Origin of the sequence: Streptomyces sp. NPDC088350 (assembly GCF_044753545.1) — a bacterium.
Lineage (GTDB): Bacteria > Actinomycetota > Actinomycetes > Streptomycetales > Streptomycetaceae > Streptomyces.
Genome location: NZ_JBIVNL010000016.1, coordinates 146,045 through 166,241 on the forward strand (window position 1 = coordinate 146,045; position 20,197 = coordinate 166,241).

The following is a 20,197-nucleotide window of genomic DNA, read 5'->3' on the forward strand; positions in this document are numbered from 1 at the left end:
CGGCGCGCAACGGCTCCTTCTTGTCCGGTCCCGTCCCTCGGTCGTACCGTCTAGGTGGGCCCCGATAGGTGGCTCTTCAACCTTTTCGTACCGGTGAGGACCACACATGCGCACCGCCCTGCTCCAGAGCTCCGGCCGTCCCGGCTCCCTCGTCGAGAACCTCAAGGTCCTCGACGAGGCCGCGGGCCGGGCCGCGGCCGGCGGCGCCGGGCTGCTCGCCGCGCCGGAGATGTTCCTCACCGGGTACGCGATCGGCGACGACATCGGCCGCCTCGCCGAACCCGCCGACGGCGACTCCGCCGACACGGTCGCCGAGATCGCCGGCCGCCACGGACTCGCGATCGCCTACGGCTACCCGGAGCGCGACGGCGACAGCGTGTACAACGCGGCCCAGCTGATCTCCGCCGACGGCACCCGCCTCGCGAACTACCGCAAGACCCACCTCTTCGGCGACTTCGAGCGCGCCCACTTCACCCCCGGCGAACAGCCGGTCGTCCAGGCCGAGTTGGACGGCCTGACCATCGGCCTGATGATCTGCTACGACGTCGAGTTCCCGGAGCCCGTCCGCGCCCACGCCCTCGCCGGCACCGACCTGCTCCTCGTCCCGACGGCGAACATGCACCCGTTCCAGTTCGTCGCGGAGTCACTCGTCCCGGTGCGCGCCTGGGAGAACCAGATGTACGTGGCGTACGTCAACCGCATCGGCCAGGAAGGGGAGTTCGACTTCTACGGCCTCTCCACACTCGCCGGCCCCGACGGAGTCGCCCGCATCCGCGCGGGCCGCGGCGAGGAACTCCTCCTCACGGACGTGGACCCGGAGCTGCTCGCCGACTCCCGTGCGGCGAACCCGTATCTGACGGACCGGCGCCCCGGCCTCTACGGGTCCCTCGCCTGAATCCCCTGTCTTCCCCTGAAAGCTTTGTCGCAAGGAGTCCGTACCCCATGACGTCCACGGTGCCCAACGCCGTCCAGCACGCCGACGAGCGGCAGCCGCCGATCACCATGTTCGGGCCGGACTTCCCCTACGCGTACGACGACTTCCTCGCCCACCCGGCGGGCCTCGGCCAGATACCGGCGACCGGGCACGGCACCGAAGTCGCGGTGATCGGCGGCGGGTTGTCCGGCATCGTGGCCGCCTACGAGCTGATGAAGATGGGCCTCAAGCCCGTCGTCTACGAGGCCGACCGGATCGGCGGCCGGCTGCGCACCGTCGGCTTCGAGGGCGCCGGCACCGAGGAACTGACCGCCGAGATGGGCGCGATGCGCTTCCCGCCCTCCTCCACCGCCCTCCAGCACTACATCGACCTGGTGGGACTTGAGACCAGGCCATTCCCCAACCCCCTTGCGGAGGCGACCCCTTCGACCGTCGTCGACCTCAAGGGCGAGTCGCACTACGCGACCACCGTCGACGACCTCCCGCAGGTCTACCGCGACGTGATGCACGCCTGGAACACCTGCCTCGAAGAGGGCGCGGACTTCTCCGACATGAACCGCGCCATGCGCGAACGCGACGTCCCGCGCATCCGCGAGATCTGGTCGAAGCTCGTCGAGAAACTCGACAACCAGACCTTCTACGGCTTCCTCTGCGACTCGGAGTCCTTCAAGTCCTTCCGGCACCGCGAGATCTTCGGCCAGGTCGGCTTCGGCACGGGCGGCTGGGACACCGACTTCCCCAACTCGATCCTCGAAATCCTGCGCGTCGTCTACACCGAGGCCGACGACCACCACCGCGGCATCGTCGGCGGCTCCCAGCAACTCCCGCTCCGCCTCTGGGACCGCGAGCCGGAGAAGATCGTCCACTGGCCCTACGGCACCTCGCTGGCGTCCCTGCACGTGGGCGGCGAACCCCGCCCGGCCGTGACCCGGCTGGACCGCACGGCCGGCAACCGGATCACCGTCACCGACGCCAACGGCGACATCCGCACCTACCAGGCGGCGATCTTCACCGCCCAGTCCTGGATGCTGCTCTCGAAGATCGCCTGCGACGACTCGCTCTTCCCGATCGACCACTGGACCGCGATCGAGCGCACCCACTACATGGAGTCCTCGAAGCTGTTCGTGCCCGTCGACCGGCCGTTCTGGCTCGACAAGGCCGCCGACGACAGGGGAAATCCGACCGGCCGGGACGTCATGTCGATGACCCTCACCGACCGTATGACGCGCGGGACTTACCTCCTCGACGACGGCCCCGACAAGCCGGCCGTCATCTGCCTCTCGTACACCTGGTGCGACGACAGCCTCAAGTGGCTGCCGCTGTCCGCGAACGAGCGGATGGAGGTCATGCTGAAGTCGCTCGGCGAGATCTACCCGAAGGTCGACATCAGGAAGCACGTCATCGGCAACCCGGTGACCGTCTCCTGGGAGAACGAGCCCTACTTCATGGGCGCGTTCAAGGCCAACCTGCCCGGCCACTACCGCTACCAGCGGCGCCTGTTCACCCACTTCATGCAGGACCGGCTGCCCGCGGACAAGCGGGGCGTCTTCCTCGCCGGTGACGACATCTCCTGGACGGCCGGCTGGGCCGAGGGCGCCGTCCAGACCGCGCTGAACGCGGTCTGGGGCGTCATGCACCAGCTCGGCGGCACGACCGACCCGACCAACCCCGGGCCGGGGGACGTCTACGACGACCTCGCCCCGGTCGAACTCCCCGAGGACTGACGGGAGTTCAGTCGGCCGGAGGTGAGCCGGCCGGAGTTCAGACCCCGGCCGCCCGTGCCTTCTCGTACACCTCGGCGGCGACCTCCTTGAGTTCCTGGGCGTCCCGCGGGGTGGTCTGGAGGTCGATCAGGATCTCCTCCAGGCCGACCGCCGCGTGGGCCACCAGATCCTCGACGATCTGGTCGGTGCTGCCCTGGAACGGCTGGCGGTCCGGTCCGTCATACGGCTTTGCCGTGTACACGGTGTTGACCCGTACCACTGTCCGGATCGGTTCGGTACGGCCGCGCTCGGCCGCCAGGTCCTGCAACTCCCGCCACTGGGCGGCGAGTTGATCCGGTCCCATGCCCACCGGCAGCCAGCCGTCGGCGTGGTCGACCAGTCGTCGCTGGGCCTTCTTGTTTCCCGCGGCCAGCATGATCGGGATCGGCCGGGCGGGCTTGGGACCGACCACGGCGGAGGCGATCTTCGTCAACTGCCCGTCGTACGTCACCGGGTCGGGGCCCCAGACCGCCCGGCACACCTCGATCAGCTCGTCGAGCACCTTGCCGCGCTCCTCGAATGGCCGGATACCGGCGGCGGCGTACTCGTCGAGCGACCAGCCGGTGCCCAGGCCCGCGATCACCCGGCCGCCGCTCGCCGCGTCCAGCGTGGCCAGGGACTTGGCCAGCTGGAAAGGGGTGTGCAGCGGCGCCACCAGCACGCTGCTGCCCAGCTCCGCCCGCTCGGTGGCCGCGGCGGCGAGGGCGAGGGTGACCAGGGGTTCGGCCACGTTCCGGTACGAGTCCGGCCAGGGGAGGCCCGGAATGCCGTACAGCCCCTGGGTGGCGGGCTCCGGGAAGAGGGCCCGCTCGAAGACCCACAGGCTGTCGTAGCCGATCTGCTCGGCGGTGCGGGCCACGTCCGGAACGTCCGTGCCGATCGTGTACTGCCGCATCTGGGGAAGGCCGAGGCCGAGCCGAGTCGTCATTCCGGTACTCCTTCGTATTCGGGTGGGTCCCGTCAACGTAAGGCGATCACAAGGGGATTCCGAGGCGGCTCGCGAGGCGGTCGGATCAGGCCACCTCAGTCGGGCAGCGGGGTGAGCAGCATCCGGCCCGCAAGACCCACCGCCGCGTCCAGCCGTTCGGTGAACTCCTCGGCGACATCGGGCAGTCCGCGCAGCGCCCACAGGGCCCGCGCCGCCGTCCAGGTCGCCTCCCGGGCCCGCTCCAGACTCCACGAGCCGAGCAGATGCGTGAGCGGGTCGGCGATCTGGAACAGGTCGGGCCCCGGCATCAGATCCTCGCGGATACGCTCCTCCAGCGACGCGAGGAGATCGCCCACGCGGTCGAACTCGTCCTCCAGCTCGGCGGGTTCGCAGTCGAGCGTACGACAGGCGTCCACGACGGCGAGCGCGAGATCGTGGCCGATGTGCGCGTTGATGCCGGACAGGGCGAACTGCAGAGGTCGTACGCCCGGATGCCGGCGCAGCTGGAACAGCGGGCGCCAACAGGCGGGCGGACGGCGCCCGTTCGCCACCGTGTCCACGGCGGCGAGGTACCGCTCCGCGAACCGCACGTCCAGCGTGATCGCGGCCCGCGCGTCGGCGAACCGCCCGGCGTCGACACTCCGGTCGACCGCCTCCGTGACGGCGAGGTAGACGCGGTTGAACACCGCGATCCCGTCCCGCGCGGGCAGGCACTCGTCGAGGGCGCGCAGACGGGAGACGACGGAGTCCACGGAAGTGTCCACGGGTGCGTCTACAGATGTGGTGAAGTGCTCCAATTGCGGCATGGGGGCAGGGTCCCAGTCCTAGGCTGGCCGAGGTGCCGGCGGGACCGATGCTTCCCCAGAACGGGGGAACGCGTCCGTCGCAGGGGAGCACGGGAGGGGGAACCGCGCGGTGGCAGGCCTACGCGCCCAACGGCTGGCCGTACGCAAGGCCGAGCGCAGGCGTGCCGCACGGCGCGGGGTGATGGTCGCGGCGGCCTCGGTCGTGGTCGCGGTCGGCACGGTGACCGGGATGGTCAACGCGCTGGACGGCGGGCGTGGTTCGGACGCGGCGAGGCCCGACGCGAGCGGCGCGACGCTGCTGGTGCCCCTGCCTGACGTACCGTCAGGATCCGCGTCCGCGAAGGCCGGTGCCTCCGCCTCCGCGAAGCCGAAGAAGAGCACGGTGCCCTCGCCGGGGAAGGCGGCGAAGGCGGGGAAGGCGGCGAAGGCGGGGAAGAAGACACAGGAGGCCGCCGCCGTCTCCCCGCGCCTCTACCGCCACCCCGACTCCCAGGTCCTCGACTGGGTCCGCGCCCACCCCGACGACCCGCGCACCGAGGTCATAGAGTCGCGGATCGCCGACCAGCCGGCGGCGGTGTGGTTCGCCGACTTCACGCCGTCGACGATCACCTCCCGGGTCCGCGCGGTCACTTCGGGCGCCGCCGCGCAGGGCCGGGTGCCGGTCGTCGTGCCGTACGCGATCCCGGACCGGGACTGCGGCGGGGCCTCCGAGGGCGGGGCGTCCGACTTCGACGCGTACGACGGGTGGATCGACGACTTCGCGGCGGGGCTGGGTTCCGGCGAGGTCGTCGTCATCCTGGAACCGGACTCCATAGCGCAGGCCGACTGCCTCTCCGACGCCCAACGTGCCGACCGTTTCGCGGCGTTGGCCCGCGCGGGCCGCGTTCTGAAGGCCGCCGACCCGAAGGCCCGTGTGTACTACGACGCGGGCCACTCCGACTGGAACCCGGCCGCACAACAGGCGGCCCTGCTGAAGCGGGCGGGCGCGGCCTCCGCCGACTCCTCCGACGGGATCTTCAGCAACGTCTCCAATTTCCACGCCACTTCGGCCGAGATCGCCTACGACCGTCAGGTCCTCGACGCCCTCGGCGGCCCCGCGGGCCTCGGCGCCGTCATCGACACCAGCCGCAACGGCAACGGCGCCCCGGCCGACGGCCAGTGGTGCGACCCGGCCGGCCGGAAGATCGGCCGCGCGCCGACCCTGGACACCGGCGAGGCCCGGATCGACGGCTACCTGTGGGTGAAACTCCCGGGGGAGTCGGACGGCTGCAAGGGCGCCGCCGGCACGTTCTCGGCGTCGTACGCCTACGACTTGGCCCGCTGACCGTCATCTCCCTATGTGAATCCGGTCCGGACCATTGTCACCACTCTCGCATGGTCTTACGCTCGCACGGTTCCATTCATGAACTGCGTTCATATCCATGATTGGAGTTGGTGCATGAGTGCCAGACCTCGCCTCGGCGTCCTTCTCGCCGCCGTGGCCACGCTGACAGCCGTGCTCGTCCCCACCGCCTCCGCGCACTCGGCGCCCGCCGCCCCTCATACCGCCGTCCTCGACGGCACCCGCCTCCAGCAGACCAAGCTCCGTCTGGATCACGGCGACCCCCAACTGCGCCGCGCCCTCCAGCAGTTGACGACCCGCGCCGACAACTGGCTGCACCAGGGCCCCTGGACGGTCGTCGACAAACCAAGACCCGCCCCCGGCGGCGATGTTCACGACTACCTGAGCCAGGCCCCCTACTGGTGGCCCACGACCACCCCGACCGCCGACAACCCCTGGGGCTGCCCGTATGTCCAGCGCGACGGACAGCGCAACCCCGAGGTCGACACCGGAACCGACCGCCAGGACGTCGAGAAGGTCTTCGACTCGACGTACGACCTCTCGCTCGCCTGGTACTACACCGGCGACCGGCGCTACGCCGAGAAGGCCGACCAGGTCCTGCGCACCTGGTTCCTCGACCCGGCCACACGGATGAACCCCAACCTGAACCACGCCCAGTTCATCCCGTGCACGTACGACGGCCGCGCCATCGGCATCATCGACTTCTCCCAGTCGTACACCAGCGTCCTCGACGCCCTCGCGATCCTCGGCACCGGCGCCCCCGGCTGGACCAGGACCGACCGCACGGCGATGGACCGGTGGAACTCCGACTTCCTGGGCTGGCTGAAGAACAGCGACTTCGGCAAGGCGGAGGGCGCCGCAGTCAACAACCACGGCACCTTCTACGACCTGCAACTCGCCGCCCTCGCCTACGCGACCGGCGACAAGGCGCTGGCGAAGCGGACCGTGCTGGACGCGCGCGCCAAACGCGTCGACCCGCAGATCGCGGCCGACGGCAGCCAGCCGCAGGAGCTCGCGCGGACGCGGAGTTGGCACTACTCGACCTTCGACCTCGTCGCGTACACCCGGCTCGCCGCGATCGGCCGGCACGTCGGCGTGGACCTGTGGACCTTTCAAGGCCCGGACGGGCAGGGCCTGTTGAAGGCCGTGGACTATCTGCTGCCCGCCGCGACCGGGGCCGCCGCGTGGTCGCACCCGGAGCTGGAGTTCCACCGGTACGCGGCGAGCGACGTCGTCCACGCGGCGGCCGACGCGGGCGACGCGCGGGCGACGGCCGCCGTACCGAAGCTGGAGGCGCCGCCGGGTGGTGATCTGTGGGCGCTGCGTCCGGCGGCGGAGCAGTTGGACTCGATCGCCGGGTGACCAGGCCCTGTGGGCCCGCCTGACCGGTCCCGGCGGATCCGCCGGGACCGGTGCCTGCGGGCCCGCCTGAGCAGGGCCTTCCCGGACAGGGGTTCCTGAGCGGTTGCTTAGAATGGGGCGTCCCCACAGCCTCCACCGCCCCATCAGCACCGCTCGGGAGCCCCGCCGTGACCGTCGAAAGCCCGCCCGCCACCGCCCTGTCCCACGGCCGGCTCATACCCGTCACCGTCCACTTCGACGACCTCGACGCACTCGGCATGCTCCACAACGCCCGCTACCCGCTCCTCGTCGAGCGGGCCTGGACCGAGCTGTGGCAGGGGCACGGCGTCCGCTTCGACGGCGACTGGGCGAGCGCCGGCGACGCCTGCAACGTGGTGAAGGAACTGCTGATCAGCTACGAGGCACCGGTCACCAGGCCCGGCGCCTACGCCGTCCACCTGTGGCTCGACCGGCTGGGCACCACCGGCCTGACCTACGGCTTCCGGCTCTGCTCGACGGACGGCGAGGTGACGTACGCGACCGGCACCCGGGTGCTGGTCCGGCTGGACTCCCGGACGCTGCGTCCCGCGCCCTGGAGCGAGGGGTTCAGGGCCGTGGGCCGGACACTGCTGCGCTCGGCGGGCTGACCTTCGGGCGGTTCCGGTCCCCGGCGCGCAGTACGCCCGCGAAGACCACGAGCCCGCCAGCCAGCACGGTGACGAGGCAGAACGACACGACCAGGCTCGTCGCCTGCGCCACCCCGCCGATCAGGCTCGGCGCGACAAGACCCGAGGTGTAGGTGATCGTCGCCACGCCCGCGATGGCCTGGCTCGGGTTGGGTCCGCTGCGGCCGGCGGCGGCGAAGCACAGCGGTACGACCACGGCGATGCCCAGACCGAGCAGCCCGAAGCCGCTCATCACCAGCGCCGGGCTGTCCGCGAGGACGATCAGCAGCCCCCCGAGCACGGCAAGGGCACCGCCCGCGCGGACCGTACGCACCGACCCGAAGCGGTTCACCACCGCGTCGCCGACCAGCCTGGCCACCGCCATCGTCAGCATGAAGCCGGTCGTCGAGGCCGCCGCCAGCCCGGCCGACGTGTCCAACTGGTCCCGCAGGAACACCGCCGACCAGTCCAGGCTCGCCCCCTCCGCGAACACCGCGCAGAAGCCCACCGCGCCGATGAGCAGCGCCGACCTGGGCGGCAACGTGAACCGGGGTGGCGCCTCCTCCTCCACGCCCGGCTGGATGTCGAGCACCCAACGGCAGGCGGTCACGCCGAGCAGGGTGAGGATCGCGGCCGCGAGGAGATGGTGCACGCGCGCGTCCGAGCCGAGATGTGCGGCGAGGGTGCCGCCCGCCGAACCGATCAGGGCGCCCGCGCTCCACATGCCGTGCAGCCCGGACATGATCGACTTGTCGAGCAGCCGCTCGATCTCGACGCCGAGCGCGTTCATGGCGACGTCGGCCATGCCGGCGCTCGCGCCGTAGGTGAACATCGCCAGGCACAGGGTGACGAGGTTCGGCGCGAGGGACGGCAGGACCAGGGACGTCGTCCACAGGGCGATCAGCCCGCGCAGGGCCGCGCGGCTGCCGAAGCGGTGGGTGATCCAGCCGGCCAGCGGCATCGAGCAGGAGGCGCCGAACGCTCCGAAGGCGAGGGCGAAACCGAGCAGGCCGGTACCCACGTGCGCGTGGTCCTGGATCCACGGCACCCGGGTCGCGAACGAGCCCGTGACCGCGCCGTGCACGGTGAAGACGGCCGCCACGGCGTACCGGGCGCGCTTCACCTCGTGTCGGTCGTAGACCACTTCGCTCATCGTCCGGCCCCTCCTGCTGTTCGGATCCCGCTGTTCGGATCCCCGTCCCCACTCGCGCCGCGTAAACTATCAGGAACCCTGCCTGATAGATAGAGACTTACCGGCCGCCCGCCGCACCCCCTCGATCTGGGAGGATTCCCGGCATGCCCGCATCCCCGAGCACCGCCCGGGCCATCAACGACCGGCTCGCCCTGCGGCTGCTGCTCCGCGAAGGCCCCCTGACGGCAGGGCAGTTGAAGCAGCTCACCGGACTGTCCCGGCCCACCGTCGCCGACCTCGTCGAACGCCTCACGGCCTCCGGGCTGATCGCGACAGCCGGCGAGTCCGGCGCCCAACGGCGCGGCCCGAACGCCCGGTTGTACGGCATCGTCGCCGACCGCGCGTACCTGGCCGCGCTGGATGTCCGCATGGAGGGCGTCTCCGTACTCGTCTCCGATCTCGTCGGCCGGGTGCTCGCGGAGGCGTCCGTGCCGATCGACGGCGACTCGGGCACGGGCCCGGCGGTCGAACAGGCCGTGGCCCTGGTGGAAAGGGCGGCGAAGGAGGCGGGAGCGGAGAGCCTGCACACGGTGGGCATCGGTGCCCCCGGCCTGATCGACCCGGCCACCGGCGAACTCCGCGACACCACAGGCCTGCCCGCTTGGCACCGCCGCCTGGTCGCCGCCCTCCAGGAACGACTCCCCGACGCCCGCGTCGTCGTCGAGAACGAGACCAACCTCGCGGCCGTGGCGGAACAGCGCGACGGCGCGGCCCATGACCGCGACACCTTCGTCCTCCTCTGGCTCGGCATGGGCATCGGCGCGGCGATCGTCCTGGACGGGGCGTTGCGCAGGGGGGCGTCCGGGGGTGCGGGCGAGATCGGGTTCCTGCCGGTGCCGGGAACGCGGGGGTTGCCTTCGGCGACGGACTGCGAGGGGGGTTTCCATTCACTGGCGGGAGCCGGCGCGGTGCTCGAACTGGCCCGGGAATGCGGGGTGTTGGGCATCGCGGGTGCGGGGGAGGGGGCCGGCGCCGCGGAGCTGGTGCGGTGGGCGGTCGCGGCGGTGGCCGGTGCCGGTGCCGGTGTCGACGCAGGGCGGCCGGACCCCGCGCGAGCGGCCACCCTCGGCAACGCCCCCGCCGCCCGCTTCCTGGACACCCTCGCCGACCGCCTCGCCCTCGGCGTCGCCTCCGTCGTCGCCCTGCTGGACCCCGGATGCGTGGTCCTCGGCGGCGAGGTCGGCCAGGCCGGCGGCGACGAACTCGCCGTACGGGTGGCCGAGCGGATCGCCCGGATGTCCCCCCTGCCCGCGGAGGTACGGCCCAGCGCCCTCGGTGGCGCCGCGGTCCTGCGCGGGGCGCTGCTCACCGCGCAGGACGGCGCGCAGGGCGAGCTGTTCGGCTGAGAGTGAGAGGCCCGGCGGTGGGCAAGGGCCGTCGTCACCACCGCCGGGCCGGTTCATGGAGATCCAAAAAGGACTAGACCATATGATCCAGCAGGCGGGGGCTGATTGAGAAGTCCAGCGGCACGGTCTGTGAGCCACCCCACACAACTCACCTGGATGGACCCTTGCCGGGCGTGGCACACTGGCCGTGTACCAGAAGCAGCGCACTCCGGGGTCGGTGAAAGTCCGAACCGGCGGTTATAGTCCGCGACCCGTCCGTGTTGTTCAGCGGCCGGTTGACCAGGTGAAATTCCTGGACCGACGGTTAAAGTCCGGATGGGAGGCAGTGCGCGGCGGGCGGGCATTCGTGCGCGCCGCCGTATCGGCTCGTCCTGCGTGGGCGGGTTCTGTCCGGCGTCGTCCTCGGTGCTTCCGTTCGTTTCATTCTGTCGTCTTCGACAGGCCCCGGAGTCCGTGCCCCGATGTGGCAGGAGGACCCGGGAAGTGTTCACCGGAATCGTCGAAGAGCTGGGTGAGGTCACCGCCGTCGAGAATCTCGACGACGCCTCCCGCTTTCGTCTGCGCGGCCCCGTCGTCACCGAGGGTGCGAAGCACGGCGACTCCATCGCCGTGAACGGCGTCTGTCTCACCGTCGTCGAGCACGAGGGTGACGAGTTCACCGCCGACGTCATGGCCGAGACCCTGAACCGCTCCAGCCTCGGCGTCCTCGCCGTCGGCTCCCGCGTCAACCTCGAACGCCCCATGGCCCTCGGCGCCCGCCTCGGCGGACACATCGTGCAGGGCCATGTCGACGGCACCGGCGCGGTGTTGGAGCGCAAGCCGTCCGAGAACTGGGAGATCGTGAAGATCTCGCTCCCGGCCGACCTCACGCGCTATGTCGTCGAGAAGGGCTCCATCACCGTCGACGGCATCAGCCTCACCGTCGTCGACGCGGGCCCGGACTACTTCACGGTCAGCCTCATCCCGACCACCCTCGACCTGACCACCCTCGGCCTCAAGCAGCCCGGCGATCCGGTCAACCTGGAGGTCGACGTCATCGCCAAGTACGTCGAGCGGCTCATGGGCGCACAGGGGGCGGCCCAGTGAACTGGCTCAACTCCGAGGCGTTCGTCCTGTTCGGCCAGCACATCAAGTGGTCGGACATGATCGGCAACGTGATCGGCCTGATCGCCCTCGCGCTCGGCTGGCGGCGCTCCCTGTGGAGCTGGCCCGTCCAGTTCCTGTCCGGCGTGATCCTCTTCGCCGCCTTCGCCACCGCCCACCTCTCCGGCAGCGCGGGCAAGCAGGTCGTCGTCATGGTCGTCGCCGTCTACGGCTGGTGGCAGTGGAACCGCCGCAAGGGCGGCTCCGCCGACGGCCACATCACCCCCCGCTTCGCCACCTGGCGCGAGCGCGCCGTTCTGGTCGGCTCCGCCGCCGTGGGAACGGTCGCGGTCGCCGCCCTCTTCAAGGCCTACCCGTCCCTCTCCTGGGACCCGTGGCCCGACGCCTACATCTTCGTCGGCACGATCGTCGCCATGTACGCCCAGGCCCGCGGCATGGTCGAGTTCTGGTTCGCCTGGCTCCTCGTCGACCTGGTCGGCGTCCCCCTCAACTTCGCCAACGGCTTCGCGTTCTCCGGCTTCGTCTACGTCATCTACGGCGCACTCGTCCTGTGGGGCATGCGCGACTGGTGGCTGCGCTCCCGCAAGGCACCGCAGCCCGTCCTGGAAGGAGCGCCGGCATGACAGCCCGCCCGTCACCCACCACCGCCCTGAACGAGGCGCTTCGCGCCACCCCCTCTATCCCGCCGGTCCTGTACAGCACCGACGGTTTCGAGGACTTCGCGCTCGACCCGGTCGAGCAGGCCATCGCCGACATCGCGGCCGGCCGGCCGGTCGTGGTCGTCGACGACGAGGACCGCGAGAACGAGGGCGACCTCGTCATCGCCGCCGAGAAGGCGACCCCCGAGATCGTCGCCTTCATGATGAGCGAGTGCCGCGGCCTCATCTGCGCCCCGATGGAGGGCGACGAGCTGGACCGGCTCCGGCTCCCGCAGATGGTCGAGGACAACACCGAGTCGATGAAAACCGCGTTCACCGTGTCCGTGGACGCATCCGCCGTTCACGGTGTGACCACCGGTATCTCGGCCGCCGACCGCGCGACCACGCTCCGGCTCCTCGCGAGCGGCACCACCGAGGCCGACGACTTCGTCCGCCCCGGTCACGTCTTCCCGCTGCGCGCCCGGTCCGGCGGCGTACTGACGCGCAACGGCCACACCGAGGCCGCCGTCGACCTCGCCCGCCTCGCGGGCCTGCGCCCGGCCGGCGCGATCGTCGAGATCGCGGGCGAGGACGGCCGTATGCTCCGCCTCCCCGAACTGATCCCGTTCGCCCGCAAGCACGGCCTGACGATCATCTCCATCGAGGACCTGATCGCCTACCGGCAGACCGCCGAACCCACCGTCCGCCGCGAGGCCGAGGTCCAACTCCCCACCCGCCACGGCCAGTTCACGGCCTACGGCTACCGCTCCACCGTCGACGGCGTCGAGCACGTCGCCCTCGTCCACGGCGAGATCGGCGCCGGCGAGGACGTCCTCGTCCGCGTCCACTCCGAGTGCCTCACCGGCGACGTCTTCCACTCCCTGCGCTGCGACTGCGGCCCCCAGCTGGAGGCCTCCCTGGAGCGCATCCAGGAGGAGGGCAGGGGAGTCGTCGTCTATCTGCGCGGCCACGAGGGACGCGGTATCGGCCTGCTCTCCAAGCTCCGGGCGTACGAACTCCAGGAGCGCGGCCGGGACACCCTCGACGCCAACCTGGAGCTCGGCCTGCCCGCCGACGCCCGGGACTACGGCGCCGGCGCGCAGATCCTGGAGGACCTCGGCGTCCACAGCCTGCGCCTGATGACCAACAACCCCGACAAGACCGACGCGCTCGTCCGCCACGGGCTCAAGGTCACCGGCCGCGAGCCGATGCCCGTACAGGCGGGCGAGCACAACCTCCGCTACCTGCGCACCAAGCGGGACCGGATGGGACACGACCTGCCCTGGCTGGACCCGGCCCCCGTGTCCACCTGCGGCAACCAGTAACCAGCAAGAGAGCGACGAGGAGAGACGTACGTGAGCGGCAAGGGTGCACCGGAACTGTCCGTACGCAACGTCGGAGACCTGCGGGTCGCCGTCATCGCGGCACAGTGGCACGAAAAGGTGATGGACGGTCTGGTGGACGGCGCCCTGCGCGCCCTGCACGACCTCGGGATCGACGAGCCGACCCTGCTCCGGGTCCCCGGCAGCTGGGAACTCCCGGTCGTGGCAAAGGTGTTGGCGGGCCGGGGCTATGACGCGATCGTCGCCCTCGGCGTCGTCATCCGGGGCGGCACCCCGCACTTCGAGTACGTGTGCCAGGGCGTGGTCCAGGGCCTCACCCAGGTCTCGGTCGAGACCGGCGTCCCCGTCGGCATGGGCGTCCTGACCTGCGACACCGAGGAGCAGGCCCTCGACCGGGCCGGCCTGGAGGGCTCGAACGAGGACAAGGGGCACGAGGCGGTGACGGCGGCCGTGGCGACGGCGGCCACCCTCCGCTCAGTATCTGAACCCTGGCGATGAGGTGTGCCCGCAACTCTGTAGTGTTGGGACATCATGTCCAATAAGACGTTCGAGGAGCTCTTCACCGAGCTCCAGCAGAAGGCCGCCACCGGCGACCCCGCCACTTCCCGCACCGCAGAACTGGTCGGCAAGGGCGTCCATGCCATCGGCAAGAAGGTCGTCGAAGAGGCCGCCGAGGTCTGGATGGCCGCCGAGTACGAGGGCAAGGAAGCGGCTGCCGAGGAGATCTCGCAGCTGCTCTACCACGTCCAGGTGATGATGGTCGCCCGCGGAATCTCGCTGGACGACGTCTACGCCCACCTGTAAAACCGAGTTCCGACACTTCACCCCATTTCACTCGAAGGAAGCCGACCTCATGCTGCGCATCGCCGTCCCCAACAAGGGTTCCCTGTCAGGACCTGCGGCGGACATGCTGCATGAGGCCGGCTACCAGCAGCGCCGGGAGTCCAAGGAACTGCGGATCGTCGACCCGGTCAACGAGGTCGAGTTCTTCTACCTCCGCCCCCGCGACATCGCGATCTACGTCTCCTCCGGCCGCCTCGACATCGGCATCACCGGCCGCGACCTGCTGATCGACTCCGCCGCGAGCGCCGAGGAGATCCTCCCGCTCGGCTTCGCCCGCTCCACGTTCCGCTTCGCCTCCAAGCCCGGCGCGGCGAGCAGCATGGCCGACCTCAAGGGCAAGACGGTCGCCACCTCCTACGAGGGGATCGTCGCCGGGCACCTCGCGGACAACGGCATCGACGCCTCCGTGGTCCACCTGGACGGCGCCGTGGAGACCGCCATCGAGCTGGGCGTCGCCGAGGTCATCGCGGACGTCGTCGAGACCGGCACCAGCCTGCGCAACGCGGGCCTGGAGGTCTTCGGCGACCCGATCATGAAGTCCGAGGCCGTCGTCATCCGCCGCAAGGGCGCCGACGTCGAGGAACCGAAGGTCCAGCAGTTCCTGCGCCGCCTCCAGGGCGTCCTGGTCGCCCGCACGTACGTGATGATGGACTACGACTGCCGGGTCGAGCAGCTGGAGAAGGCCGTCGCGCTCACCCCCGGCCTGGAGTCCCCGACCGTCTCCCCGCTGCACAACGAGGGCTGGGTCGCCGTCCGCGCGATGGTCCCCGCCAAGGAAGCGCAGCGGATCATGGACGACCTGTACGACATCGGCGCCCGGGCCATCCTGACGACGGCCATCCACGCCTGCCGGCTCTGAGAAACACGTTGAGGAACACGCCGAGGATCACGCCGACCATGTCCGAACTTCCCGCCCTGCCGGTCACGTTCCGGCCAGGCCGCACCCGGGCCGTGCTGCTCACCGCGGGCGTCGCGATCTTCGTCGTCATCACGACCGTCGCGATGCTCCTGCAGCAGCTCACCCCGGGGGAGAAGCTCAGCTTCGTCTTCACCGGTGCCGTCCTCTTCGCTGTGCTGGCCCTGCTCGCACGGGTGAAGGTCGTCGCCGACGAGTCCGGTGTCACCGTCGTGAACATCGTCAGCAGGCGCCGTCTGGAGTGGGCGGAGATCCTCCAGGTGAATCTCCGCCCCGGCGACCCCTGGGTGTTCCTCAACCTCAGCGACGGCACCAGCCTCCCCGTGCTCGGCATCCAGCCCGGCATCGCCAAGGAGCGGGCCATCGCCGACGCGCGCACTCTGCGGGCGCTCACCGAGGACCGGTCGACAAGGGATCTGCCGTAGATGGCCATGTCTTGATTAATCTGTTGTCGGTGGCGTTTTTCCTCACGCCTCCGCCACCGGTGTTCCCCCCTGTCTTCTGAGGCCCCCTGCTACCCGAGGAGTGACTCCCTCCAGCGATGGACGGATCGTCCTGTAGTACCTGCGCCGCCCCCTCCCGACATATCGAGGCGGCGGCATGACCATCCCCTTGTTGCTCCTCGGAGCGGCGATCCTGCTGATTCTGGCCAACGGCTTCTTCGTCGCCGCAGAGTTCGGGCTCGTCACCGTGGAGCGCCCCGAGGCCGAGAAGGCCGCCGCCGAGGGCGACCGACGGGCCGCCACGGTCGTCGAGTCGCTCAAGGAGCTGTCCTTCCAGCTCTCCGGCACCCAGCTCGGCATCACCATCACCTCCCTGGTCGTCGGCATGCTCGCCGAACCGGCCCTGGCGGAACTGCTGCACGGCCCGTTCAGCGCGATCGGCATCCCCGAGGGCGCCGTCTCCGGTGTCGCCGTGGTCGTCGGCATGCTGCTCGCCTCCGCCGTACAGATGGTGATCGGCGAACTCGTGCCCAAGAACTGGGCGGTGTCGCGGCCCTTGCAGGTCGCGCGCTTCGTAGCCGCGCCGCAGCACGCCTTCGCGAAGCTCTTCCGTCCGGTGATCTCCGCGCTGAACACCGTCGCCAACCGGCTCGTCCGCGCCCTGGGCGTGGAGCCCACCGAGGAGCTGGCCTCGGCCCGCACCCCCGGCGAACTCGTCTCCCTCGCCCGGCACTCGGCGCAGGCCGGCGCCCTGGAACAGGACACCGCGGACCTCTTCGTACGGACGCTGTCACTGGGCGAGCTGACCGCGCAGCACGTCATGACCCCGCGCGTGAAGGTCAGCGCGCTCCAGTCGTCGGCGACCGCCGAGGACGTGGTCAACCTGACCCGCGCCACCGGCCTGTCCCGCTTCCCCGTCTACCGGGAGAAGATCGACGAGATCGTCGGCATGGTCCACCTCAAGGACGCCCTGGCCGTGCCCTCGCACGCCCGGCTCCGCACCTCCGTCACCAGCATCGCCAAGTCCCCGGTGCTGGTCCCCGAGACCCTGCCGGTCCAGCCCCTCCTCGCCAGGCTGCGCAGCGAACAGCCCATCGCCGTCGTCGTCGACGAATATGGCGGTACGGCGGGCGTGGTCACCCTGGAGGACATCGTCGAGGAACTCGTCGGCGAGGTCCGCGACGAACACGACGGCCAGGACGTACCCGAACTCGCCGCAGCGCCACCGGAGGACGGCAAGCCGGCCTGGGACGCCGACGGCAGCTGCCGCGTCGACATCCTCCAACGCATAGGCCTGGACGTCCCCGAGGGCCCGTACGAGACGGTGGCCGGCCTGGTCGCCGACCTCCTCGGCCGCATCCCGGCCCCCGGCGACAAGGCCGAACTCCCAGGCTGGAGGCTGTCGGTCCGCCAGGTCGGCCACTACCGCGCCGAACGCGTCCGCCTCGTCCGCACGGCTCCCGCCGTGAACGTCGTGGAGGCGGCCCGATGACCGTCCTCCAACTCCTCTTCGCCATACTGCTGGTGCTCGCCAACGGCTTCTTCGTCGGCGCCGAGTTCGCCCTCGTCTCCGTCCGCCGCAGCCAGATCGAACCCCTCGGCACGGCCCGCGCCCGCCAGGTCCTCTACGGCCTCGAGCGGCTGCCGCAGATGATGGCCGCGGCCCAATTCGGCATCACCGTCTGCTCGTTGACGTTGGGCGCGGTCGCCGAGCCGACAGTCGCACACGTTCTGGAGCCGGTCTTCGAGTGGATGCACCTGCCCGACGGCATGATCCACCCCCTCGGCTACGTCCTCGCGCTCGCCGCGGTCGTCTTCTTCCACCTCGTCATCGGCGAGATGGTCCCGAAGAACCTCGCGATGGCCGCGCCGGAGAAGGCCGCGATGTGGCTCAGCCCCGGCCTGGTCGCCTTCGCCCGGATCTGCAAGCCGATCACCATCGCCCTCGGCGCCGTCGCCCAGGGCATCCTGCGGCTCTTCCACGTCGAACCCAAGGACGAGGTCGAGGCCGTCTTCACCAGCGAACAGCTCAACCGCCTGGTGGAGGACTCCGGCCAGGCCGGCCTCCTCGACCCCGAGGAACAGGAACGCCTGGAGGACGCCCTGGAGTTGGGCTCCCGCCCGGTCACGGACGTCCTGCTGCGCCGCGAGAACCTGGTCACGGTCAGCCCCTCGGTCACCCCGGGCGAGATCGTCGCCCTCACCGCCCGCACCGGCTACTCCCGCTTCCCCGTCGCCGCGGAGACCGGCGCCTTCATGGGCTACCTGCACGTGAAGGACGTACTCGACCTGGAGGGGTCCGAGCGGGCGGTACCGCAGCAGATCTGGCGCCCCATGACGACCCTGCGCTCCGAACTCCCCCTGGACGACGCCCTGACGGTCATGCGCCGCGCGGCCACCCACCTCGCCCAGGTGGCGGACGCCTCCGGCAAGGTCCTGGGCCTGGTGGCGATGGAGGACGTACTGGAACTACTGGTCGGCGAGGTGACGGACCCGGCCCACAGGGAAGTACCGGCCCAGCCGAGGACGGCGGAACTGAAAGAAACGGTACCGAGCTGACGACTGGAAGCTGACGGTACCTGGCTGACGCGCGTTCCCTGTGCCCACCTAGGGGCGCGGGGAACTGCGCGCCCAGCCACAGCGCACCCGCAGCCGCGATACAACAGATCCCCCCAACCCAGTGCGTACCGCTCAGCCGCCGGCCGGCCCCCGCCCCGACAACACCTCTCCATACGCCTGCATCAGATCCGGCAACCGCAAGGTCGACAGATCGTCCCGCGACAACATCCCGGGATACACCGACAGCCGCAGATCCCGATACGCACAGCTCTTCTCGTACAGGGTCCGCAAGAACCGCCCATTGCCCAGCTCGTCGATCCACCCCTGATCGACCACATGCCCGGCGATGGACCGCAGCTCGTCCAACGCCTCCTCGTCCCACACGTCCCCGTTCTCCGCCGCCAACACCTCACCGATAGAAGTGAGTTCGAGCGGCCGGTACGAAGGAAAGTCGACGCGAGTCGTAAAGCGGGACGACAGCCCGGGGTTCGCGGCGAGCAGCCGGTCCATCCCCTCCGGATAGCCGGCGAGGATCACCACAAGGTGATCGCGATTGTCCTCGGCCCGCTTCAACAACACCTGCAATGCCTCGTCGCCGTACGCGTCGCCCTTCCCGTAACCGGAGTTGGAGAGCGAATAGGCCTCGTCGACGAAGAGAACGCCACCAATGGCCGAGTCGATCAACTCGTTGGCCTTCACAGCCGTTTGGCCCAGATACTCACCGACCAGATCGGCCCGCTGCGCCTCGACGAGATGATCCCCGCCGAGCAGCCCGAGAGCATAGAAGACCCGCCCCAGAATGCGGGCCACGGTGGTCTTGCCGGTACCCGAGGGCCCGGAGAAGACGAAGTGCCGTTTCGGCGGCTGGACCGGCAGTCCCTGCCCGGCGCGCAGCCGCGCCATGTTCAACTGGGCGGACAGCGCCTTGACTTGGCGCTTGACCGGCTCCAACCCCACCATGCGCTCCAGTTCGTTGAGCGCCTCCTCCAGTAAGACGGGGTCGGTGGGACCGGTGGGCAGCGGCGGGATCGGCACCGAGGTCTTCTCGCGCACCGAGTCGGCCGCGGAGGGCAGCGGCCCGGTCGGCGGCAGGCCGGGCTCCGACAGCTTCAGATCGCGCCCCTCCGCGCCGAACAGCGGATCGAGCCCGTCGGGCCCCTCCAGCGCGTCCTGCCCGCCGGAGAGCCTGATCGCCGCGAGGTCGCTCACGTCCTCGGACCCGTCGTACCCGTCGGAGTCCGTGATCGCGGCGAGCCGGGCCGAGGTGTCCATGAACGCGGGGTCGACCCGGTGCACCGCCCGGTACAGGGGGAGCGCGGCAGCACTGCGCCCGGTGCCCTCATGGGCCCGCGCCAGCCAGTACCGCAACTCCTTGCGCTGGGGCTGTTCGCTGCGGCAGCGCATCAGCGCGGAGGACAGGAGCGGCTCGGCCTGGCCGTACATCTCCAGCCGCACCCGGGCCATCCCGCCGAACAACCCGGCCTCGATGCCCAGCAGTTGGTCGTTGATCAGCGGGTCCGTGTGCCGGACCAGCTGCTCCCAGTCCTTGACCAGATAGGCCCGGCAGGCGTGCAGGAAGCGGACCTGGTGGTCGGTGTCGACGGGCGGCAGCCCGGCCAACGCCCGGTCCAGCTCCGGTACATGGCGGCCGTCCAGCCAGTGCGAGGCGTGCGCGAGCAGCAGATCACGCGGACTCTCCAGCACGGGCTGCACCCACCAGCCCAGCCAGTACCAGGAGTTGAGCGTGCGGCGGTGCCTGGTGCGCTGCTCCCCGAAGCGTTCCCGGTGCCGGTACATCCGCAGCAGCGCGGTCGTCGTGTCGACGCGCAGCGCGTGCAGTCCGAGCCAGCCGTCGGCCATTCCCGGATCCATGCGTACCGCGGTGCGGAACTCCTCCTCCGCCTGCGGATAAGCGCCCATCGTGTAGGCGTCCACGCCTCGCAGCCACGCGAGGTCGGCCGGGGCCTCGGGGCCCTGCGTGCCGAAGTCCATCACGTCCCCCCACAAACCGTGCCCCCGTTGATTCGCCGCCGG

19 protein-coding genes and 1 riboswitch are annotated in these 20,197 nt (G+C 70.5%); of the genes, 15 read left to right on the plus strand and 4 right to left on the minus strand.

Annotated elements, in window-relative coordinates; translation table 11 throughout:
• Positions 1 to 106 precede the first annotated feature (106 nt).
• Positions 107 to 895, plus strand: a complete 789-nt coding sequence (locus ACIQBL_RS42055) for a carbon-nitrogen hydrolase family protein (RefSeq protein WP_401952538.1) — start codon at positions 107 to 109, stop codon at positions 893 to 895.
• 47 nt (positions 896 to 942) lie between these two features.
• Positions 943 to 2,658, plus strand: a complete 1,716-nt coding sequence (locus tag ACIQBL_RS42060; protein ID WP_401952540.1) for a flavin monoamine oxidase family protein — start codon at positions 943 to 945, stop codon at positions 2,656 to 2,658.
• Positions 2,659 to 2,695: 37 nt separating this feature from the next.
• Here the strand turns inward: ACIQBL_RS42060 and ACIQBL_RS42065 are convergent, their stop codons facing one another.
• A complete protein-coding gene (locus tag ACIQBL_RS42065) occupies positions 2,696 to 3,625 on the minus strand; it encodes an LLM class F420-dependent oxidoreductase (RefSeq protein ID WP_401952543.1) in 930 nt (309 codons plus the stop codon).
• A gap of 95 nt (positions 3,626 to 3,720) precedes the next feature.
• Complete coding sequence (locus ACIQBL_RS42070; protein ID WP_401952545.1) at positions 3,721 to 4,431, minus strand: DUF5995 family protein; 711 nt, start codon at positions 4,429 to 4,431, stop codon at positions 3,721 to 3,723.
• Between the two features lie 178 nt (positions 4,432 to 4,609).
• On the opposite strand from ACIQBL_RS42070, the gene ACIQBL_RS42075 reads away from it, so the two are divergent.
• The 3 genes from ACIQBL_RS42075 (at position 4,610) to ACIQBL_RS42085 (ending at position 7,761) form a co-directional block, all read left to right on the plus strand.
• The gene (locus ACIQBL_RS42075; RefSeq protein WP_401952698.1) at positions 4,610 to 5,755 is read left to right on the plus strand and encodes a glycoside hydrolase family 6 protein; all 1,146 of its coding nucleotides are present in this window, start codon (positions 4,610 to 4,612) and stop codon (positions 5,753 to 5,755) included.
• 114 nt (positions 5,756 to 5,869) lie between these two features.
• A complete protein-coding gene (locus ACIQBL_RS42080) occupies positions 5,870 to 7,135 on the plus strand; it encodes an alginate lyase family protein (RefSeq protein WP_401952548.1) in 1,266 nt (421 codons plus the stop codon).
• Positions 7,136 to 7,302: 167 nt separating this feature from the next.
• Complete coding sequence (locus ACIQBL_RS42085) at positions 7,303 to 7,761, plus strand: acyl-CoA thioesterase (protein ID WP_401952550.1); 459 nt, start codon at positions 7,303 to 7,305, stop codon at positions 7,759 to 7,761.
• On the opposite strand, the gene ACIQBL_RS42090 is transcribed toward ACIQBL_RS42085, so the two are convergent.
• Positions 7,721 to 8,932, minus strand: a complete 1,212-nt coding sequence (locus tag ACIQBL_RS42090; protein ID WP_401952553.1) for an MFS transporter — start codon at positions 8,930 to 8,932, stop codon at positions 7,721 to 7,723. The genes ACIQBL_RS42085 and ACIQBL_RS42090 overlap by 41 nt on opposite strands.
• Positions 8,933 to 9,075: 143 nt before the next feature.
• Here ACIQBL_RS42090 and ACIQBL_RS42095 point away from each other — a divergent pair, with 143 nt between their 5' ends.
• From ACIQBL_RS42095 to ACIQBL_RS42140, 10 genes are all read left to right on the plus strand, one after another.
• Positions 9,076 to 10,317, plus strand: coding sequence for an ROK family transcriptional regulator (locus tag ACIQBL_RS42095; protein WP_401952556.1), 1,242 nt, complete (start codon positions 9,076 to 9,078; stop codon positions 10,315 to 10,317).
• A 199-nt stretch (positions 10,318 to 10,516) separates the two neighbouring features.
• A riboswitch (FMN riboswitch) is annotated at positions 10,517 to 10,650 on the plus strand.
• A 150-nt stretch (positions 10,651 to 10,800) separates the two neighbouring features.
• Entirely contained in the window at positions 10,801 to 11,403 is a 603-nt protein-coding gene (locus ACIQBL_RS42100; protein WP_401952559.1) for a riboflavin synthase, read from the plus strand.
• The gene (locus ACIQBL_RS42105) at positions 11,400 to 12,044 is read left to right on the plus strand and encodes a nicotinamide riboside transporter PnuC (RefSeq protein ID WP_401952561.1); all 645 of its coding nucleotides are present in this window, start codon (positions 11,400 to 11,402) and stop codon (positions 12,042 to 12,044) included. Before ACIQBL_RS42100 ends, ACIQBL_RS42105 begins: the two co-directional genes overlap by 4 nt.
• The gene (locus tag ACIQBL_RS42110) at positions 12,041 to 13,384 is read left to right on the plus strand and encodes a bifunctional 3,4-dihydroxy-2-butanone-4-phosphate synthase/GTP cyclohydrolase II (RefSeq protein ID WP_401952563.1); all 1,344 of its coding nucleotides are present in this window, start codon (positions 12,041 to 12,043) and stop codon (positions 13,382 to 13,384) included. The genes ACIQBL_RS42105 and ACIQBL_RS42110 overlap by 4 nt, the downstream gene beginning before the upstream one ends.
• A gap of 30 nt (positions 13,385 to 13,414) precedes the next feature.
• Positions 13,415 to 13,900: a 6,7-dimethyl-8-ribityllumazine synthase gene (gene ribH, locus ACIQBL_RS42115; protein WP_019059681.1), complete on the plus strand. Its 486-nt coding sequence runs from the start codon at positions 13,415 to 13,417 to the stop codon at positions 13,898 to 13,900.
• A gap of 33 nt (positions 13,901 to 13,933) precedes the next feature.
• The gene (locus ACIQBL_RS42120; protein WP_018534786.1) at positions 13,934 to 14,206 is read left to right on the plus strand and encodes a phosphoribosyl-ATP diphosphatase; all 273 of its coding nucleotides are present in this window, start codon (positions 13,934 to 13,936) and stop codon (positions 14,204 to 14,206) included.
• 49 nt (positions 14,207 to 14,255) lie between these two features.
• On the plus strand, positions 14,256 to 15,104 hold the full coding sequence (hisG, locus tag ACIQBL_RS42125; RefSeq protein WP_401952567.1) for an ATP phosphoribosyltransferase: 849 nt from the start codon (positions 14,256 to 14,258) through the stop codon (positions 15,102 to 15,104).
• 38 nt (positions 15,105 to 15,142) lie between these two features.
• Entirely contained in the window at positions 15,143 to 15,586 is a 444-nt protein-coding gene (locus ACIQBL_RS42130) for a PH domain-containing protein (RefSeq protein ID WP_401952569.1), read from the plus strand.
• 175 nt (positions 15,587 to 15,761) lie between these two features.
• Entirely contained in the window at positions 15,762 to 17,096 is a 1,335-nt protein-coding gene (locus ACIQBL_RS42135) for a hemolysin family protein (RefSeq protein ID WP_401952571.1), read from the plus strand.
• Complete coding sequence (locus ACIQBL_RS42140; protein WP_401952573.1) at positions 17,093 to 18,163, plus strand: hemolysin family protein; 1,071 nt, start codon at positions 17,093 to 17,095, stop codon at positions 18,161 to 18,163. Before ACIQBL_RS42135 ends, ACIQBL_RS42140 begins: the two co-directional genes overlap by 4 nt.
• A gap of 132 nt (positions 18,164 to 18,295) precedes the next feature.
• Here ACIQBL_RS42140 and ACIQBL_RS42145 read toward each other — a convergent pair whose 3' ends face one another.
• Positions 18,296 to 20,155, minus strand: coding sequence for an AAA family ATPase (locus ACIQBL_RS42145; RefSeq protein WP_401952576.1), 1,860 nt, complete (start codon positions 20,153 to 20,155; stop codon positions 18,296 to 18,298).
• Between the last annotated feature and the right edge of the window lie 42 nt (positions 20,156 to 20,197).

Coding starts and splice junctions, on each gene's coding strand:
- ACIQBL_RS42140 (WP_401952573.1), top strand. CDS start 17,093: ATGACCGTCCTCCAACTCCTCTTCGCCATACTGCTGGTGCTCGCCAAC.
- ACIQBL_RS42095 (WP_401952556.1), top strand. CDS start 9,076: ATGCCCGCATCCCCGAGCACCGCCCGGGCCATCAACGACCGGCTCGCC.
- ACIQBL_RS42060 (WP_401952540.1), top strand. CDS start 943: ATGACGTCCACGGTGCCCAACGCCGTCCAGCACGCCGACGAGCGGCAG.
- ACIQBL_RS42145 (WP_401952576.1), bottom strand. CDS start 20,155: ATGGACTTCGGCACGCAGGGCCCCGAGGCCCCGGCCGACCTCGCGTGG.
- ACIQBL_RS42130 (WP_401952569.1), top strand. CDS start 15,143: ATGTCCGAACTTCCCGCCCTGCCGGTCACGTTCCGGCCAGGCCGCACC.
- ACIQBL_RS42120 (WP_018534786.1), top strand. CDS start 13,934: ATGTCCAATAAGACGTTCGAGGAGCTCTTCACCGAGCTCCAGCAGAAG.
- ACIQBL_RS42070 (WP_401952545.1), bottom strand. CDS start 4,431: ATGCCGCAATTGGAGCACTTCACCACATCTGTAGACGCACCCGTGGAC.
- ACIQBL_RS42110 (WP_401952563.1), top strand. CDS start 12,041: ATGACAGCCCGCCCGTCACCCACCACCGCCCTGAACGAGGCGCTTCGC.
- ACIQBL_RS42135 (WP_401952571.1), top strand. CDS start 15,762: ATGACCATCCCCTTGTTGCTCCTCGGAGCGGCGATCCTGCTGATTCTG.
- ACIQBL_RS42080 (WP_401952548.1), top strand. CDS start 5,870: ATGAGTGCCAGACCTCGCCTCGGCGTCCTTCTCGCCGCCGTGGCCACG.
- ACIQBL_RS42055 (WP_401952538.1), top strand. CDS start 107: ATGCGCACCGCCCTGCTCCAGAGCTCCGGCCGTCCCGGCTCCCTCGTC.
- ACIQBL_RS42065 (WP_401952543.1), bottom strand. CDS start 3,625: ATGACGACTCGGCTCGGCCTCGGCCTTCCCCAGATGCGGCAGTACACG.
- ACIQBL_RS42090 (WP_401952553.1), bottom strand. CDS start 8,932: ATGAGCGAAGTGGTCTACGACCGACACGAGGTGAAGCGCGCCCGGTAC.
- hisG (WP_401952567.1), top strand. CDS start 14,256: ATGCTGCGCATCGCCGTCCCCAACAAGGGTTCCCTGTCAGGACCTGCG.